Here is a 16666-nt window from a genome sequence, read left to right as displayed (position 1 = left end):
TTCAATGTGTATTTTTACAACATAATTGCGCATTATATACCGATTATCTCAAAATACTACCGTTTATTTGCAAAATTTAGTATTTTTTTATTGCTTTCACCATCTAAAAACCAATAAAAAAGGCCGTCTGAAAAAATATTTCAGACGGCCTTTTTTTATTAAATGCGTTCTATTCAACAAACTTCGACCAACCAGCCGTGTTTGTCTTCTGTCAAACCGTATTGAATGTCGGTAATCGCCTTACGGATTGCGTAACCGCGCTCTTGGCTCTTCACTTCGATTTCTTTGCCATCAATCACGAAAGAAGTTACCGGAGAAATAACCGCAGCCGTACCAGTCAGAATCGCTTCCGCACCATTCTCAATCGCGGCTTTCAGCTCATCAACGGTAAAGTTGCGTTCGGTAACGGTGTATCCCAAATCTTTGGCAACAGTCAGCACGGAATCACGGGTAACGCCGTGCAGGAATTCATCGGTCAACGGTTTGGTAATGATTTCATCGCCGTTAATCAGGATAAAGTTAGACGCGCCGGTTTCCTGAACGTCGCCATTCGGGCAGAACAACACTTGGTTTGCGCCATATTCGGCTTTAGCTTTCAACACCCAAGGCATGGCGGAAGCGTAGTTGCCGCCGCATTTCACACGACCCATATGTGGGGCGCAACGGATATGTTCGGTTTCCACCAAGATTTTAACGGGCGAACCGGCTTTGAAATAGTCGCCGACAGGAGAAGCCAAAATGTACAGCAAGGCTGTTTCGGAAGGAGAACCGGCTTTGCCGATCACAGGGTCGGTACCGATCAAAGTCGGACGCAGGTACAACGCAGCAGGCGCATCAGGGATTTCCTCGGCAGAGCGTTTGACCAATTCGATCAAAGCATTCAAATAAGCTTCCGTTTCAGGACGAGGCAGGTGCAGAATATCTGCGCTTTGCTGCATACGCGCGATGTTAGCGGTCGGGCGGAACATCACGATTTTGCCGTTTGCCTGACGGAATGCCTTCAAACCTTCAAAACATTCGCTGCCGTAATGCAAAGCATGTGCGCCGGGGGCGAGTGTCAGGTCTTTGGAAGATTGCCATTCTACCGGTTGCCATTTACCTTCACGATAAGCGATAACGGGCATTTCAGCGTGAAAAACGCTGCCGAATACGGCTGGGACTGGTCTGCTCATGATGATTGCCTTTCTTATTCTGATTTGTAAGATAATAACTAAAGACTGAACAATACGCCTTTCAATATGGGTTTGACAAGTACCCGTCAGCATTAAAGATACCCTTCCCATGTCGTCTGAAACATGCCGTCCTATCCGAAATCCGGCAAATCGTTTAAACTGATACCATTTTTCAGACGGCCTGCCCCAACCGCAGCCAACCCGGAGTAACCCATGAAACTCATCTCTACCATCATCAAAATCCTGATTCTTCTTGTTTTCCTCCTGCTGGCCATCACCAATACCCACACCGTATCCTTCTTCTACCTGCCCGGCCAAAACATCAATCTGCCGCTGATTGTCGTGCTTTTCGGTGCATTTATTATCGGCATCGTATTCGGTATGTTTGCCCTCTTCGGCCGTCTGTTGTCCCTGCGCAGCGAAAACAACCGCCTGCGCGCCGAAGTAAAAAAACATGCCCACCTTTCCGAAAAAGACCTGACTCCGGTCAAAACCGAAACACCGGCAACGACTTCCAAAGCCACTCCCAAAGCGTAACGCCACCAATCAATAAAGGAATACCATGGACAACGAATTGTGGGTCATCTTACTGCCCATCGTCCTCCTCCCCGTTTTCTTCGCTATGGGCTGGTTTGCCGCGCGCGTCGATATGAAGACCGTCCTGAAACAGGCCAAAAGCATACCGGCAGGGTTTTACAAAAGCCTTGACGCCCTCGTTGACCGCAACAGCGGCCGCGCCGCGCGCGAATTGGCGGAAGTGATCGACCAGCAGCCGCAGTCATACGATTTGAATCTGACCTTAGGCAAGCTCTACCGCCAACGCGGCGAAAACGACAAAGCCATCAATATGCACCGCGCCCTGCTCGATTCTCCCGACACAGTCAACGAAAAACGCGCGCGCGTGCTTTTTGAATTGGCGCAAAACTACCAAAGCGCAGGCTTAGTGGATCGTGCCGAACAAATCTTCCTCGGTTTGCAGGAAGGCGATATGGCACGCGAAGCCCGCCAACACCTTTTGAGCATCTACCAACAAGACCGCGACTGGGAAAAAGCCATCGAGATGGCGCAGCTCTTGAGCCATGACGAACAGACCTACCAGTTTGAAATCGCCCAGTTCTATTGCGAAATCGCCCAAGCTGCGCTGTTCAAGTCCAACTTCGATGCTGCTCGCTACAACATCGGCAAAGCACTCGAAGCCAACAAAAAATGTACGCGCGCCAACATCATCCTTGGCGACATCGAATACCGTCAGGGCAATTTCCCTGCCGCAGTAGAAGCGTATTCCGCCATCGAGCAGCAAAACCATGCCTATTTGAGCATGGTGGGCGAGAAACTCTATGAAGCCTATGCCGCACAAGGCAAACAGGAAGAAGGCCTCAACCGCCTCATCGGCTATATGCAAACCTTCCCCGATCTTGACCTAATCAACGTCATCTACGAGAAGGCCCTGCTGCTCAAAGGCGAAACCGAAGCGGCGCAAATCGCTGTCGAACTCGTCCGCCAAAAACCCGATCTCAACGGCGTGTACCGCCTGCTTGGTTTGAAACTCAGCAATATGAATCCGGAGTGGAAAGCCGATGCCGATATGATTCGTTCCATTATCGGCCGCCAGCTGCAAAAAAGCGTCATGTACCGCTGTCGCAACTGCCACTTCAAATCCCAAGTCTTCTTCTGGCACTGCCCAGCCTGCAACAAATGGCAAACCTTTACGCCGAATAAAATCGAGATTTGATAAAGCGTTAAGTATCAAAAAAGGCCGTCTGAAATCTTTTCAGACGGCCTTTTTATTACGAAGCAAAATATCAAAACAGCTCAAAACATAGGCGCACACACCAGCAATGTTTGCTCAACAACGCTGCTCTGCCCATGCCAATGCCGCTACAATCTGAGCCTCAATATCGGCATTAAATTCGCCGGCACGGTATGCATCGCGCAATTCCGTGCGACGGGTTTCATCTGCCGCAATTTGGTTCAATACCACTTGCGGAAATTCGTTAAACACAGGCCCGGCTTCTTCATGACCCATCAAAAACAGCGCAGGGATTTTTTGATTGGTACGGACGATTTCCTGTTGGCGCGGATTATCGAAACGGCTGCTGTCGTCAAAATCGTTGCGGGCAATATAGTTGACGCGGATATTGGGGTTTAACTCCGCCATTTTTTGAATAAACGGCACAAACACGCGGCAATCAGGGCAATACGGCGCAGCGGCAAGCAGCCAGTTTTGCGGACGGCCGATCTTTTTGACCGCCGCCACCGTTTGCGCCGACAGCTCGGTCGCCTGATAGAGCTGCTGCTGTTTCAATTTGTCTTCTTCAGTATCAAAATCCAAATATTCTGCATAAGCGGCCATGCTTTACTCCTGTTCTGTTGTATCGGTTTTTCCTGCCACGCCGGTCAAAAGCGGAACAAGCAGATTGACGACGAGGTTTTCAAATAGCGGCTCATCAAGCGGCGATTCTTCCGAATGGCCAAACACCAGCTTCACTTCGGTATATTCCTTCTGCCCTTTGCTCATTTTGTTGCCGTTAAAAACCTCATAGGCTTTTCTCAAGGCAGCATCCCAATCCTCTTTTTTGCTGTACTCCTCCGCAGCGGCAAGGCTGGTTTTGGCGAAAAACGGCAAGGGGGTATTTTGTCCGATTCGGAAATATACCAACCATTCTTTCAAAAGCCCCCTCGCGGCCTCTTGCCCGATGGCGGCATAGGTTTCGGTCTGCCCCAAGCTGACAATATAGGTTTGTCGGTTTGCAACGGATTTAGGGGCGACGGCACAAAAAATCAAATGCTCCAATAAACGGGCAATGCGGTTGGGCGCATTGTCTTTTTGATTTAGGAACACAATGCGGCCGCATTCGTAAAGATTGCCGATGGTGCCTTGTAAAACCAAGTCGTCAAAGTGTGCCTCATAAGGTTCAGACGGCCTTTTGTTACTGCATATCAGCTCGGCATCTACGTTTTTCGCAGATATCTGATACTGCTTCTGCCATAAACCGCCCAATTCGCCTACCGGCATCAGGCTTTCGGCATTCAGCCGAATGGCCGTATCTTCAAAATCTTCCCCTTTGCGCCGCGCATCCAAATAGGCATCGGCAATCCGACCCTCATGTTGCGGCTCAAACGGTTCAGCAGACTCCCATGCGCCGTCCAGATACGGCTGATCCCAGCTTAAATTTTTCTTCAGCCAAACTTTGACAGGGTTGCGCCAAAAACTGATAAGCTCGCCTTGATGAATGGTTTTGCCCGGCTCTTCCTGACTTAAGGCCTCAAGGAAAAACGGCTGCGCTTCCGCTTGCGGTTGATTCAACGCATCGGCGTAATCTTGGCGCGTACTGAAGAGGCCGTCTGAAAGCGCATCCTTTTGGAAATAACGGCGCGAAAATGCCTGCAAAGGATGATGTTTCACCCATTTCTCCGACAACTCGCGCCCGCTTTTCCCCGTCATGGCAGCAATGGTATCCAGCAGCTCGCTGATTAACGAAGAGGGCGCGAACTCGGCATCATTGCGTATATCGCGGCCGATATAAGACAAATACAGCATTTCGCGGGCGCTGATTAAGGCTTCGAGGAAGAGATAACGGTCGTCGTCGCGGCGGGCGCGGTCGCCTTTTTTCGGATGTTTGGCAATCAGGTCAAACACCGCCGCTTTGGTATTGCGCGGAAAATCGCCGTCATTCAAACCCAACAGACAAACCATTTTAAACGGCAGGCTGCGCATCGGCACCATACTGCAAAAAGTGATGCCGCCGCTCAAAAATCCGGCTTGGCTTTCACTGTCCAAAAAGCGGCGGATATGGCGGATAACGGTTTTACACGGCAACAATCCGTCAAATCCGGCCAACTGCGCCTCTTCCTGCCATTTCGCCAAAGACTGCTCAAACTGCTGCTTAGCGTATTGGTCGTCCGTATCCGGAGCAAACAGTTTCTCCAGCAAATCACGGCAACGTTGTACCCAGTTTTCCACATTGGCAGGCTCTTGCCATTGCGCCGCCATATCGGCCAAAGTGCGGATAAATTCGGCAAAACCGCTGAACACGTCCAACTGGTTGACATTGCTATGCCACGCGCTCACGCCCTGCCACATGCCGTTACCTCCTTCGGGCAGCATCCAGCCCAAGGCCAAACGCTCTACTGCCTGCTGCCAAGTAAAGAGGTTGTCTTTGCCCTCGCGCATGGTTTGGTCCAAACCCCAATGCACATTCAATCCGGCAACAGTCTCATGCAGCAGCGGCACATCTTCCTCGCTCAAACCGAAGCGTTGCAGCACCAACCGGCTTTCCAGCAAAGGCAAAACCTTGTCCACTTCAAACCGGCTTTCCAGCAAGTCCAAAGTTTGCGCCAAAGCGTACAGCAACGGCTGGCAGCGGCTGAGCTTCACATCCGAAATCGAATACGGCAAAGCCTGGCTGCCTGCCTGCTCCTGTCCGAAAACGGCTTCAATAAACGGGCTGTACGGCTCGATGTTCGGCGTCAACACGGCAATATCGTGCGGCTGCCAGTCGGGATTTTTTTGCAACACCAGCGACAGCTCTTCTTTCAAAATCTGCAATTCGCGCAAAGGGCTGTGTGCTGCAACGATTTTGATGGAGCCGTCATTCAACAATTTGTCCGGCTCGACACACACTGGATTACCGCCCGCATCGTGAACCTGAACCAAAGCCGATTGCGCGCCTGCTTCGCCTTCTTCCTGTTGATATAAGCGTTCAGACGGCATGATTAATTTTTGGATATCGTTTTGCAGGCAATGCAACAAGGTATCGTCTTTTCCATCTTCATAAACCTGAATATCCTGCTCGGTTTCCACTTCCGCCAGAAAATCAAAGAAATCACGCCCCTGCTTGCCCAAAGAAGCCAACAGCGGATGTCCTGCCTGCGACAAATCCGCCTCATCGCCCCTTTTCAAAATCTGCACCTCATCGATAACCTCACCCCAATATTGGCTGCTCGGGTTGAGCGCAAACACAAACACATCGCAATGCTTGGAAATTTGGTGCAAGAGTTGCAGATACATCGGCGCCATTGTCGAAATGCCGAATACGAACAACCTTTGCGGCAAGACCGATTTATCCAACTGCGCCAACAGCTTTTCCCACAAGGCCACGCGGTGCGGCGCAGATTGGCTGCCATCGTCCAAATAACGCCACAGCCGCGCCTGCCAATCCTCATCATCGCCCAAACCCAGTAGTTTCCCAGCCTGCCACGCATCAATCCAATCCGGCCGGTACACCAAATATTGGTCGAAAATATCCGCCATCTGTCCGGCAAGCTGATAATCCGCCGATGCCGAGCTGTGCAAATAACTTTCCAGCTTCAGGCGCACGTTTTCGTATTCCGGGGCCGTCTGAAACGCTTCGCTGCGGAACAAATCCAGCAAACGCCAACGCATGACTTCAGGCGAAAACGGACTGAGCGGCGGCACATCGGGAACCAATTTGCGCATCAGTTGCCACGCCAAACCGGCAGGCAGGCTGAACTTCAAATTCGCCGCCACGCCGAGTTCGCGCGCGAAAAACACATTCAGATAACGCCGCATCCCCTGGCTCTGCACCACTACTTCTTCCTGAGCCAATACAGAATCCAAGGGCGAAGCCTGATGAATACGCGCGCACATTTCGGCAAGCGATTCCAAACGGTCGGATTGATAAAGATAAAACATAGCAGACAATCTAAAAAACAATTGCCCACATTATAATGCCATTAGGACAAATGCTTCAGCAGAAGCGGCAAACAAAAACACAGGCCGTCTGAAACACATCGCTTCAGACGGCCTAAAACAAACCCATCGGCAGCCAATTATTAATTATTTATCGACCTCTGTACAAACCGGCTTCTCCTATCCTATAATTTCCCACATTCGGAATGTAGCGCAGCCCGGTAGCGCACTTCGTTCGGGACGAAGGGGTCGGAGGTTCGAATCCTCTCATTCCGACCAAATACAAAACCTGCTTGAATCCAAGCAGGTTTTTTACATTCGGCAAGCCTATACTTCCGGCGGAGGGAAAGGCGCGCCTTCGGGATGTTTGTAGCGGTTGTACATAAACAAATATTGTTCCGGAAAACGGCGTATCCAATATTCGGTATTTTCATTGATCACGCGCGCGTCGTTCTCCTTATCGCCGTTCAACTCCCCGCGCAAAGGCTCGATGTGCAAGACAAAGCCTTTACCGTCGGGCAGACGCTCGCCGCAGAAAAACAAAGCCTTCACGCCTTTGACTTGCGCCAGCTTACCCGCCAACGTCATGGTGTAGGCAGGTTTGCCGAAAAAGTCCACCCACACGCCGTCGCCGCCTTCTTCGGGAGACGGTACATGGTCCGGCAACACAATAGTCGCTTCGCCGCCGCGCAGGGCCTTAATGATTTGTTTGACGCCCTGAATACTGGTCGGCGCAGTCTTGCCTTTACCGCGTACGCGCCCTGCCTGCATTACCGCATCAAATGCCTTGATTTTCGGCGGCTTGTACATCGCCGTCAGCGGAAACGGCAGTTGCTGGCTGATGTAGCGGCCGGCCAAGTCATAGCTGCCGATGTGCGGCGTGATAAACAGCAAACCCTCGCCCGCACTCAAGGCCGTCTGAACATGTTCCCAACCGTTGACGCTGACAAACAGGTTTTCAATTTCCTCAGGCCGTCTGAAAAACGCCACCGGCAATTCCAAGCCGCCTTTTGCCGTTTCACGGAAAACTTTTTTCACCGCCTCGTCCGTCGGGTTCAATCCGGCAAGTTTCATGTTCTCGAATACCCTTCGGCGATCTTTCGACAGCAAGCGGAAACCCAAACCGCCGAGCAGGTTGCCTAATTTGTGCAACCAAGCCAAAGGTAGCGCGGCCAAAAATTTAAAAACAAAGGTAACAAGCGTTTGCATAAGGTTTTACCAAAATGAAGTGGACAGATTGTAAACGAAACAGGCCGTCTGGGTGATTTTGATTTTATCAAAATCACTGGAAATTATGACTCAGATTGATGACATATATAAAAGCTTAGCCAAAAAAAAGAAGCCCGAAGGCTTCTTTAGGTGGTTAATGAGAAAAAACAAGAGTTTGTTTTTCTCCTTTTTTTCTGAAAGATGCATCATACTGTATTGATTTATCATCAATACGGCTGATTACTACGTCAGAATCTGTTTCTTGATCATAAAAACAAACATTGCTTCCACAATACGTTCCTATGAAAAAAGCAAAACTTCTTTCACCTTGTGGTGAAAAAATCGTTCTTTCTATTCTAGGACCTGTTGATGTAAAAGTAAGTTTTAAATATGACTTCCAACCGTTACCTGCAAATTCATAAGGTAAAGACGAGGCTGGTATTCCAGTCTTGTTTTCAACCTTAATTGTTTTTTTAGGTAAGATCACCATACAAAAAGCTACTACAATAATCAATAACGATATAAATGTACTGAACCTATTAAAAGGTTTCGAGTTAATTTTTTTTACGTTATTAGCTCTAGGAGCATCGGTTTTTTTGGTGTACATATCTTCCACAAGAATTTCCTCTCAAATAAAAAATACTGCGATAACGCATAGCATTTAATATATGAAAGGCAAAAAATTAAGCTAGGAAAAATAAAATAGCCATGAAAGCAATAGCACATAGCCCCATTACAATTTCAAAGGGATCCCTTTGGAGAATGACATAATTGTCATTATCCTGTTCATATCGTTGTAAATTATTTCGATGCTTAGTAGCTGGTCGTTTATCGACATAGCTATACGCATGAGGATTACGTTTCTTTTGTCTATTGCTCATGATTTATCCTTTTCAAAACTTTTTTCTTCCTATTCACTAAATTGTACAAATGCACATATAAAAGCATAAATGTATATACGCGCGAATGCTGAACTATTTTATGTAAATAAGTACGTTCTTTATGTGAAATAAAGGAATTATTTCATTCTAGAAGTTTAATACTAAAAGTTCTTTTTTGCAAAAGGAAGGTAACAAAACAGACTTCGGGCAAATATATTGCGGCACACCCGCTTTTCTGCTACTATCCGCGCTGCATTAAGAGTTGGGAATTCCATGCCAACCTGCTTTTCAAACGGAAAGGTAAGGTGGACGGTTGAAAAACCGATGTGGCTCGCCAGAGCAATCCAAACCCGCTTAATGCGGGAATTTTTTTGCCTGTAAGAAACGCGCAACAGGATTCCGAAACAGCAGACAAGTGCGAATGTTTCTCACTTGTATAGAGAAAAAGCGGAGTTTTTGTTATGATTTCCGCTGTCCGAAATAAAAGGCCGTCTGAAAACACAGCAGCCTGTTTTTAATGAAAGAATAGCAATGAGCGAATATCTGTTTACTTCCGAATCGGTATCCGAAGGCCATCCGGATAAAGTTGCCGACCAAGTATCCGATGCGATTTTGGATGCCATCTTGGCGCAAGACCCCAAAGCGCGTGTCGCCGCTGAAACCTTGGTCAACACAGGCTTGTGCGTATTGGCAGGCGAAATTACTACTACTGCCCAAGTGGACTACATCAAAGTCGCCCGCGAGACCATCAAACGCATCGGCTACAACTCCTCCGAGCTGGGCTTTGACGCCAACGGCTGCGCAGTCGGCGTGTACTACGACCAACAATCTCCGGACATTGCCCAAGGCGTGAACGAAGGCGAAGGCATCGACTTGAACCAAGGCGCGGGCGACCAAGGTTTGATGTTCGGCTATGCCTGCGACGAAACCCCTACCCTGATGCCGTTTGCCATCTATTACAGCCACCGCCTGATGCAACGCCAAAGCGAATTGCGCAAAGACGGCCGCCTGCCTTGGCTGCGCCCTGATGCCAAAGCGCAACTGACCGTGGTTTACGACAGCGAAACCGGCAAAGTAAAACGCATCGACACCGTCGTCCTGTCTACCCAGCACGATCCGTCTATCGGTTACGAAGAGCTGAAAAACGCCGTGATCGAACACATCATCAAACCGGTTCTGCCGTCTGAACTGCTGACTGACGAAACCAAATACCTGATCAACCCGACCGGCCGCTTCGTTATCGGCGGCCCGCAAGGCGACTGCGGTTTGACCGGCCGTAAAATCATCGTCGATACCTACGGCGGCGCAGCTCCGCACGGCGGCGGCGCATTCTCCGGCAAAGACCCGTCCAAAGTGGACCGTTCCGCCGCTTACGCCTGCCGTTATGTTGCAAAAAACATCGTCGCCGCCGGTTTGGCAACCCAATGTCAGATTCAGGTTTCCTACGCCATCGGCGTTGCCGAACCGACTTCGATTTCCATCGATACTTTCGGTACCGGCAAAATCAGCGAAGAAAAACTGATCGCCTTGGTTCGCGAACATTTCGATCTACGTCCTAAAGGCATCGTCCAAATGCTCGACCTGCTGCGCCCGATTTACGGAAAATCCGCCGCCTACGGCCACTTCGGCCGCGAGGAGCCTGAATTTACTTGGGAGCGCACCGATAAAGCAGCCGCATTAAAAGCAGCCGCAGGCGTGTAAACTTCCGCATTTTAGGCCGTCTGAAAAGCAAAACGTTTTCAGACGGCCTTTTTCCTTATACAATAGCCACTTGAATTTCTATATACATTCTGAATAAAGGATACGGATTATGTTCGGCAAACAACTTTTTGAAGAAGTCAGCTCCAAAATCAGCGAAACCATCGCCAACAGCCCTGCCAAAGACATGGAGAAAAACGTTAAAGCCATGCTCGGCAGCGCGTTCAACCGCATGGATTTGGTGACCCGCGAAGAATTCGACATCCAACAACAGGTTTTGATTAAAACCCGTACCAAACTGGCCGAATTGGAAGCCCGTTTGGCCAAACTCGAAGCCGCTCAAGAGCCTGAAGAAGTGGCCTTGAAAGCGGCCAAAGCCGCTGCTGAAGAAGCTGTTGCCGAAATCAAACAACAAACCGAAGCTGCCGAATAAGGCCGTCTGAAGCATGTCGCTTGCTTTGGTTTACAGCCGCGCCTTAAGCGGCATGAATGCGCCGTTGGTCGAAGTGGAAGCCCACCTTGCCAACGGCTTGCCACATTTCAATATCGTCGGTTTGCCCGATACTGAAGTCAAAGAAAGCCGCGACCGTGTACGTGCCGCCATCATCCAAAGCGGCTTCGACTTTCCCGCCAAGAAAATTACCGTCAACCTCGCACCGGCCGACCTCCCAAAAGAATCCGGCCGTTTCGATTTGCCTATTGCCTTAGGCATTCTTGCCGCATCGGGACAAATCAATCCAGAAAAGCTCGCACAATATGAGTTTGCCGGAGAATTGGCACTATCCGGCCTGCTGCGTCCTGTACGCGGCGCGCTGGCTATGGCATGGCAGGGAATGCAGGCCGGCCGTTCGTTCGTCTTGCCGCAAGAAAATGCCGAACAGGCTGCAGTCATGCGCGGTATCGCGGTTTATGGCGCACGTTCTTTAGGCGAATTGGCCGCGCATTTAAACGGTATCGAACCGTTGACACAAACTGAATGCAAGCTGACGCAAAGGCCGTCTGAACAAAGTAAAATTCCTGATTTAGCCGATGTTAAAGGCCAACATACCGCCCGCCTTGCTTTGGAAATCGCAGCGGCAGGCGGACACAGCCTGCTGATGATGGGCCCTCCAGGCACGGGCAAATCCATGCTTTCGCAACGTTTACCCGGTATCCTCCCGCCTTTGACCGAAGACGAATTGGTCGAAGTATGGGCATTGCGTTCGCTCCTGCCCAACCATCAACAGCAACTCGACAGTAACCGTCCTTTCCGCAGCCCTCATCACAGCGCCAGCTCGGCTGCCATGGTCGGTGGCGGTTCAGACCCACGTCCGGGCGAAATCTCATTGGCACACCACGGAGTGTTGTTTTTAGACGAATTGCCCGAGTTTGACCGTAAAGTATTAGAAGTATTGCGCGAGCCTTTGGAAAACGGCGAAATCCATATTTCCCGCGCCGCACGCCAAGCTGTTTATCCGGCCAAGTTCCAACTTGTTGCCGCCATGAACCCCTGCCCTTGCGGCTATCTTGGCCATCCATCCAAACCTTGCCGCTGCACGCCTGAAAGCGTTGCCCGCTACCGCAACAAAATTTCAGGGCCATTGCTCGACCGTATTGATTTAACCATCGAAGTACCCAGCCTTTCCGCTGCCGAGTTGATGCAACAAGAAGCAGGCGAATCCAGTGCCGCCGTATTGAAACGCGTTACCGCCGCACGCAAAATCCAATACAACCGACAAGGCAAAGTCAATGCAGAACTGAGTGTCGGCGAGCTCGATGGCAAAGCCCGCATCCAAAAAGAAGCGCAAGAAGCCTTAGGAACCATGCTTGAAAAACTGTCCCTTTCCGCACGAAGTTTTCACCGCATCATGCGAGTTGCCCGTACGTTGGCCGATTTGGCAGGGGACGAAGAAGTCAGCAAAACCCATGTGATGAAAGCCATCGGCTTCCGTCGCGCTCTTTAACTTTTCAGACGGCCTGAATCTTTATGTTTAAGTAAAACTAGAGTAAACAAAGCATCAGGATTTTGCCGTCTATAACGGTTATTGATAAAATATCGAATCCAAACTCAGACAGTCTCCTTTCAGGCCGTCTGAACACATTATTACAAGGTAAGTCATGAAAAAATCTACACAATATGGTAAAGGCTTGGCCGGTTTCTTTTTCGGCCTGATACTGGCAACAGGTATTATTGCCGGTATTTTGTTCTTCTTGAACCAAGGCAACCAAAACGTTTTCAAAGAGCTGACTCAGCCTAAACAAAGCGAAGAACCTGAAATCCTGAAACCTCAGGACAAAGCAGAGAAACGCCCAGCTACCGACACTTCATCTACCCAAGCAGATGAAGAAAAAGCCAAAGCAGAAAAAGAAGCGGCAGAGAAAGAAGCCAAAGCTAAAGAAGAGGCTGAAAAGGCTGCCAAAGAAGCTGAAGAGAAAACGGCACAAGCAGAAAAAGAGGCTCAGGAAAAAGCCGATCGCGAGGCCAAAGAAAAAGCGGATAAAGCTGAAGCAGAAAAAGCCGATCGCGAGGCCAAAGAAAAAGCGGATAAAGCTGAAGCAGAAAAAGCCGAACGCGAAGCTAAAGAAAAAGCTGAAAAAGCCGCCGCCGATAAAGCCGAACGCGAAGCCAAAGAAAGAGCAGACAAAACTGCCACCGACAAAGCCGAACGTGAAGCCAAAGAAAAATCTGCAAAAGCGGAAGCAGAAAAAGAAGCCTCCAAGAAAAAACTGGCCGAGAAAAAAGCCGAATTAGAAAAAAAACGCGCAGAAAAAGCCAAAGCTGAAAAAGAAGCTGCTGATAAAACTGCAAAAGATAAAAAAGCGGCCGACCAACTGACCGACAAACAAAAAGAGCGTGCCGAGCGCAAATTGGCTGAGAAAAAAGCAGCCGAAGCCAAAAAACAAAACAAGCCGACACCTGAGCAAATCCTCAACAGCGGCAGCATCGAGAAAGCACGTAAAGCCGCAAATGCCTCTACAACCAAAGAAAGCAGCAACACTGCAAGTAAACAGTCAACAGAAAAAGCCGAAGCAGCTGCCAACAGCGGTAAAAAAGCCTTCCTGCAACTTGGTTCATATGCAGACCGCTCCAGCGCAGATTCACAACGTGCGAAATTGGCTATTTTAGGTGTTTCTTCCAAAGTGGTTGAATCGCAAAACGGCGATAAAACCATTTACCGAGTTCAAAGTAACACCATGCCGCAGGAAGCCGCTGTAAAACTGCAAAAAAACCTGCAAGGCCATAATATCAACAGCTTGATTCGTTCTACCAAATAATGGAATCACTGATGAAGCAGCGTATAAAACAAACCATTGCCGCACTCAGCCTGAGCCTGCTCAGTCTGAGCGCGCAGGCTGCTACCGAAGGCGTGGACTATACTGTTCTCAGTCGCCCTATTCCGCAGCAGCAAGCCGGAAAAATTGAAGTGCTAGAATTTTTCGGCTACTTCTGCGTCCATTGTTACCATCTCGATCCAGTTTTGTTGCAACACAGCAAAACCTTTGCCAAAGATGTTTCCTTACGGACAGAACACGTCGTTTGGATGCCTGAAATGTTAGGCTTGGCCAAAGTAGCCACTGCCGTCAATCTTTCAGATTTAAAATATCAGGCCAATCCAGTCATCTTCAAAGCTGTTCACGAACAGAAGATTAACTTGGCTGATGCAAATGTATTCCGATCATGGGTCGGCAAACAGACAAGTTTTGACAGTCAAAAACTGCTTCAAGCCTACAACAGTCCTGCTGCCGCATCGGCTGCTGCAAAAATGCAGCAATTGACGGAAACTTATCGAATTGAAAACACACCAACTGTCATCGTCGGTGGTAAATACAAAGTCAATTTCAATGGTAGCGACTGGAAAGCCGGTATGAAAACCATAGACGAGCTCATCGTCAAAGTCCGCCGCGAACAATCCTCGAAACCACTTTAACTAATCAACAAAAGAAAGACGGCCTCAAGGCCGTCTGAAAACTTATGGACATTCTGATTTTATTCAAAGCACTTATTCTCGGTATTATCGAAGGTTTAACCGAGTTTCTCCCTATTTCCAGTACCGGTCACTTGATTGTATTCGGCGACTTAATGAATTTCCAAAGTAACGGTAAAGTATTCGAAATTGCCATCCAGCTCGGTGCCGTATTAGCCGTCGTATTCGAATATCGCCAACGATTTACCCATATCATAAAAGGACTAGGCAAAGAGCGAACAGCCAATCGCTTTGTGCTGAATTTATTTATCGCATTCATCCCCGCTGCGATTGTTGGCCTCTTATTCAGTAAACAAATTAAATTGCATCTTTTCAACCCGATTACCGTTGCTACCATGCTGGTACTGGGAGGCTTCTTCATTTTATGGGTTGAAAAACGCCAAACAACAGCCAAACCTAAAGTCAACCATGTCGATGATATGCGCCCAATTGACGCATTTGTTGTAGGATGCGCCCAAATTTGTGCCCTTATCCCTGGGACATCACGTTCAGGCAGTACCATCATGGGCGGTATGCTGTGGGGATTAGAACGTAAAACGGCTACCGAATTTTCATTCTTCCTTGCTGTACCAATGATGATTGCGGCAACAGGTTACGACATCTTAAAAAACTACAAACTCTTTACCTTGCAAGATGTCGGACAAATTGCCATCGGCTTTATCGCAGCATTTATCGCCGGTTTATTAGCAGTAAAAGCTTTGCTGAAATTTGTTTCCAGTAAAAACTATGTTCCTTTTGCCTACTACCGCATCGTATTCGGTGGTCTGATTCTCCTTACTTGGATGCTAGGTATAGTCAGCTGGAGCGAATAGCCCCTCCCCCCAAAGACGTGCCTGTGCACGTCCTTTTTTCTTTATCCGCCTCCTCCCTTTCGATCAGATTTCTACCCCATAAAAGGCTTACACTCCGCATCATTGCCCCTAAATATCTCCTCACCATCCGTACAGCTGCCCTTCACCTTCATCTTCGCGCACACCACCGCCGTCAACGACTCGTTCAAACGTAATACCCTGGGTTCCACCTCCCTGTCCAGCGCCACCGCTTTCAGGGTAAACTTACCCTCCAGGATGCCCTTAGCCTGACCGCTCATCCTGATACAGAAACCGCCCGCCTCCTTCACCGGCAACTCCGGCCACCTCGTCGACGTCAGCTTAAAGCTGCCTTTTTTCGTGTAGAACTGCTCCATAAAGCGCGCATTTTCCAGCAGCGCGGCATGAGCCGCACGCAGGTTGGCCGAGCGGACTGATTCCCGATAGGCCGTAAAGGCCGCCGTTGCCAAGATCGAAACCAACAGCATCACCACCAACAGCTGTACCAATGAGTAGCCCCTCTGTACAGCTGCCCTATTCCGTTTTCCAACAAATGTTTTTAAGTGCATATCTTTAATTCCCTTTATCTTTTATATCCCTATCCAACAAGAGGCACCTTATCCGTTCATCCCTTTACCCAATAGAAGCCCCCACTGGTCCAAACTCTCATTGCCACTGCCCATACAAAGCCGCCCTTCATCCCGAACCGGCAAGCGGTTCGGCCTCGGGGCGGCATATACGGCACAAACGTCCGTCAGACTTATTTTTTCACGGCAGGCTGCGCGGCCTTAGGCGCGGCAGAAGAAACCGTCGCCTCCGCCTTCAACTTGTTCAGCACCGCATCACCGATGCCCTTCACGTTTTTCAGCTCCTCCACCGATTTGAACGCACCGTTCTTCTGACGGTATTCCACAATCGATTTCGCCTTAGCCGGGCCGATACCCGGCAATGCCTCCAGTTCAGCAGAAGAGGCCGTATTGACGTTCACGGCAGCCAAAGAGAATGCCGTACACACGGCGGCAAAGACACCAAATAAAAATTTCTTCATCAAGGTTTTCCTATAACGTATTGGATTGAATCAACCGGGCCGTCTGCAGGACGGTTTTACTTCCCCGCAGACACTGCCACACGACAGTAGAACACGGCCCTATTCCATATAAATGCATACGACATAATAACGCAAATAACGTTCGATTTCAAACATTCCAAACGGTTAACCGTAACTTTCGGTACTTTTGTTCAAGAATAACAACAGGGTAACCATACATAATTCAAATAC

Annotated in this window: 16 protein-coding genes, 1 tRNA gene and 1 riboswitch; of the genes, 9 read left to right on the top strand and 8 right to left on the bottom strand. The window is 49.1% G+C overall.

Annotated features, from left to right (window positions below; genetic code table 11):
* Positions 1 to 173 precede the first annotated feature (173 nt).
* Complete coding sequence (gene ilvE, locus DBY97_RS09915; protein WP_070608070.1) at positions 174 to 1172, bottom strand: branched-chain-amino-acid transaminase; 999 nt, start codon at positions 1170 to 1172, stop codon at positions 174 to 176.
* 213 nt (positions 1173 to 1385) lie between these two features.
* Here ilvE and DBY97_RS09910 point away from each other — a divergent pair, with 213 nt between their 5' ends.
* The gene (locus tag DBY97_RS09910) at positions 1386 to 1709 is read left to right on the top strand and encodes a LapA family protein (RefSeq protein WP_107858224.1); all 324 of its coding nucleotides are present in this window, start codon (positions 1386 to 1388) and stop codon (positions 1707 to 1709) included.
* Positions 1710 to 1734: 25 nt separating this feature from the next.
* Entirely contained in the window at positions 1735 to 2904 is a 1170-nt protein-coding gene (gene lapB, locus DBY97_RS09905) for a lipopolysaccharide assembly protein LapB (RefSeq protein ID WP_063076142.1), read from the top strand.
* Positions 2905 to 3018: 114 nt separating this feature from the next.
* Here lapB and DBY97_RS09900 read toward each other — a convergent pair whose 3' ends face one another.
* Together DBY97_RS09900 and recC are read right to left on the bottom strand one after the other, a co-directional pair.
* The gene (locus tag DBY97_RS09900) at positions 3019 to 3525 is read right to left on the bottom strand and encodes a thioredoxin family protein (RefSeq protein ID WP_107858223.1); all 507 of its coding nucleotides are present in this window, start codon (positions 3523 to 3525) and stop codon (positions 3019 to 3021) included.
* 3 nt (positions 3526 to 3528) lie between these two features.
* Complete coding sequence (gene recC, locus DBY97_RS09895) at positions 3529 to 6828, bottom strand: exodeoxyribonuclease V subunit gamma (RefSeq protein WP_107858222.1); 3300 nt, start codon at positions 6826 to 6828, stop codon at positions 3529 to 3531.
* A gap of 199 nt (positions 6829 to 7027) precedes the next feature.
* Between recC and DBY97_RS09890 the strand changes: the two genes are divergently transcribed.
* Positions 7028 to 7104, top strand: a tRNA-Pro gene (locus tag DBY97_RS09890).
* Between the two features lie 48 nt (positions 7105 to 7152).
* Here the strand turns inward: DBY97_RS09890 and DBY97_RS09885 are convergent.
* The 3 genes from DBY97_RS09885 to DBY97_RS09880 form a co-directional block, all read right to left on the bottom strand.
* Positions 7153 to 8034, bottom strand: coding sequence for a lysophospholipid acyltransferase family protein (locus tag DBY97_RS09885; protein ID WP_070713395.1), 882 nt, complete (start codon positions 8032 to 8034; stop codon positions 7153 to 7155).
* A gap of 154 nt (positions 8035 to 8188) precedes the next feature.
* Entirely contained in the window at positions 8189 to 8650 is a 462-nt protein-coding gene (locus DBY97_RS11400) for a hypothetical protein (RefSeq protein WP_159069491.1), read from the bottom strand.
* 67 nt (positions 8651 to 8717) lie between these two features.
* A complete protein-coding gene (locus DBY97_RS09880) occupies positions 8718 to 8915 on the bottom strand; it encodes a hypothetical protein (protein WP_107858221.1) in 198 nt (65 codons plus the stop codon).
* A 247-nt stretch (positions 8916 to 9162) separates the two neighbouring features.
* A riboswitch (SAM-I-IV-variant riboswitch) is annotated at positions 9163 to 9273 on the top strand.
* 173 nt (positions 9274 to 9446) lie between these two features.
* On the opposite strand from DBY97_RS09880, the gene metK reads away from it, so the two are divergent.
* The 6 genes from metK (at position 9447) to DBY97_RS09850 (ending at position 15390) form a co-directional block, all read left to right on the top strand.
* Positions 9447 to 10616 (top strand): methionine adenosyltransferase, encoded by a 1170-nt coding sequence (gene metK / locus DBY97_RS09875; protein ID WP_070583688.1) that lies wholly within the window; start codon positions 9447 to 9449, stop codon positions 10614 to 10616.
* Between the two features lie 109 nt (positions 10617 to 10725).
* The gene (locus DBY97_RS09870) at positions 10726 to 11046 is read left to right on the top strand and encodes an accessory factor UbiK family protein (RefSeq protein WP_107858220.1); all 321 of its coding nucleotides are present in this window, start codon (positions 10726 to 10728) and stop codon (positions 11044 to 11046) included.
* Between the two features lie 13 nt (positions 11047 to 11059).
* The gene (locus tag DBY97_RS09865) at positions 11060 to 12556 is read left to right on the top strand and encodes a YifB family Mg chelatase-like AAA ATPase (protein ID WP_107858219.1); all 1497 of its coding nucleotides are present in this window, start codon (positions 11060 to 11062) and stop codon (positions 12554 to 12556) included.
* A 154-nt stretch (positions 12557 to 12710) separates the two neighbouring features.
* Positions 12711 to 13868 carry an SPOR domain-containing protein gene (locus tag DBY97_RS09860; RefSeq protein ID WP_107858218.1) on the top strand — a complete coding sequence of 386 codons (1158 nt, stop codon included), beginning with the start codon at positions 12711 to 12713 and terminating at the stop codon, positions 13866 to 13868.
* Positions 13869 to 13879: 11 nt separating this feature from the next.
* Entirely contained in the window at positions 13880 to 14521 is a 642-nt protein-coding gene (locus DBY97_RS09855; RefSeq protein ID WP_107858285.1) for a thiol:disulfide interchange protein DsbA/DsbL, read from the top strand.
* Positions 14522 to 14565: 44 nt separating this feature from the next.
* On the top strand, positions 14566 to 15390 hold the full coding sequence (locus tag DBY97_RS09850; protein WP_107858217.1) for an undecaprenyl-diphosphate phosphatase: 825 nt from the start codon (positions 14566 to 14568) through the stop codon (positions 15388 to 15390).
* A gap of 71 nt (positions 15391 to 15461) precedes the next feature.
* On the opposite strand, the gene DBY97_RS09845 is transcribed toward DBY97_RS09850, so the two are convergent.
* Positions 15462 to 15956, bottom strand: a complete 495-nt coding sequence (locus tag DBY97_RS09845) for a type IV pilin protein (protein ID WP_234394552.1) — start codon at positions 15954 to 15956, stop codon at positions 15462 to 15464.
* Between the two features lie 191 nt (positions 15957 to 16147).
* Positions 16148 to 16435, bottom strand: coding sequence for a ComEA family DNA-binding protein (locus DBY97_RS09840; protein ID WP_107858216.1), 288 nt, complete (start codon positions 16433 to 16435; stop codon positions 16148 to 16150).
* Positions 16436 to 16666: the final 231 nt, after the last annotated feature.

Source organism: Neisseria subflava, from assembly GCF_003044645.1.
In the GTDB taxonomy this organism is placed as follows: Bacteria; Pseudomonadota; Gammaproteobacteria; order Burkholderiales; family Neisseriaceae; genus Neisseria; species Neisseria subflava_B.
The sequence above is the reverse complement of the archived record's forward strand: the minus strand, read 5'-3'. Positions and strand labels throughout refer to the sequence as shown.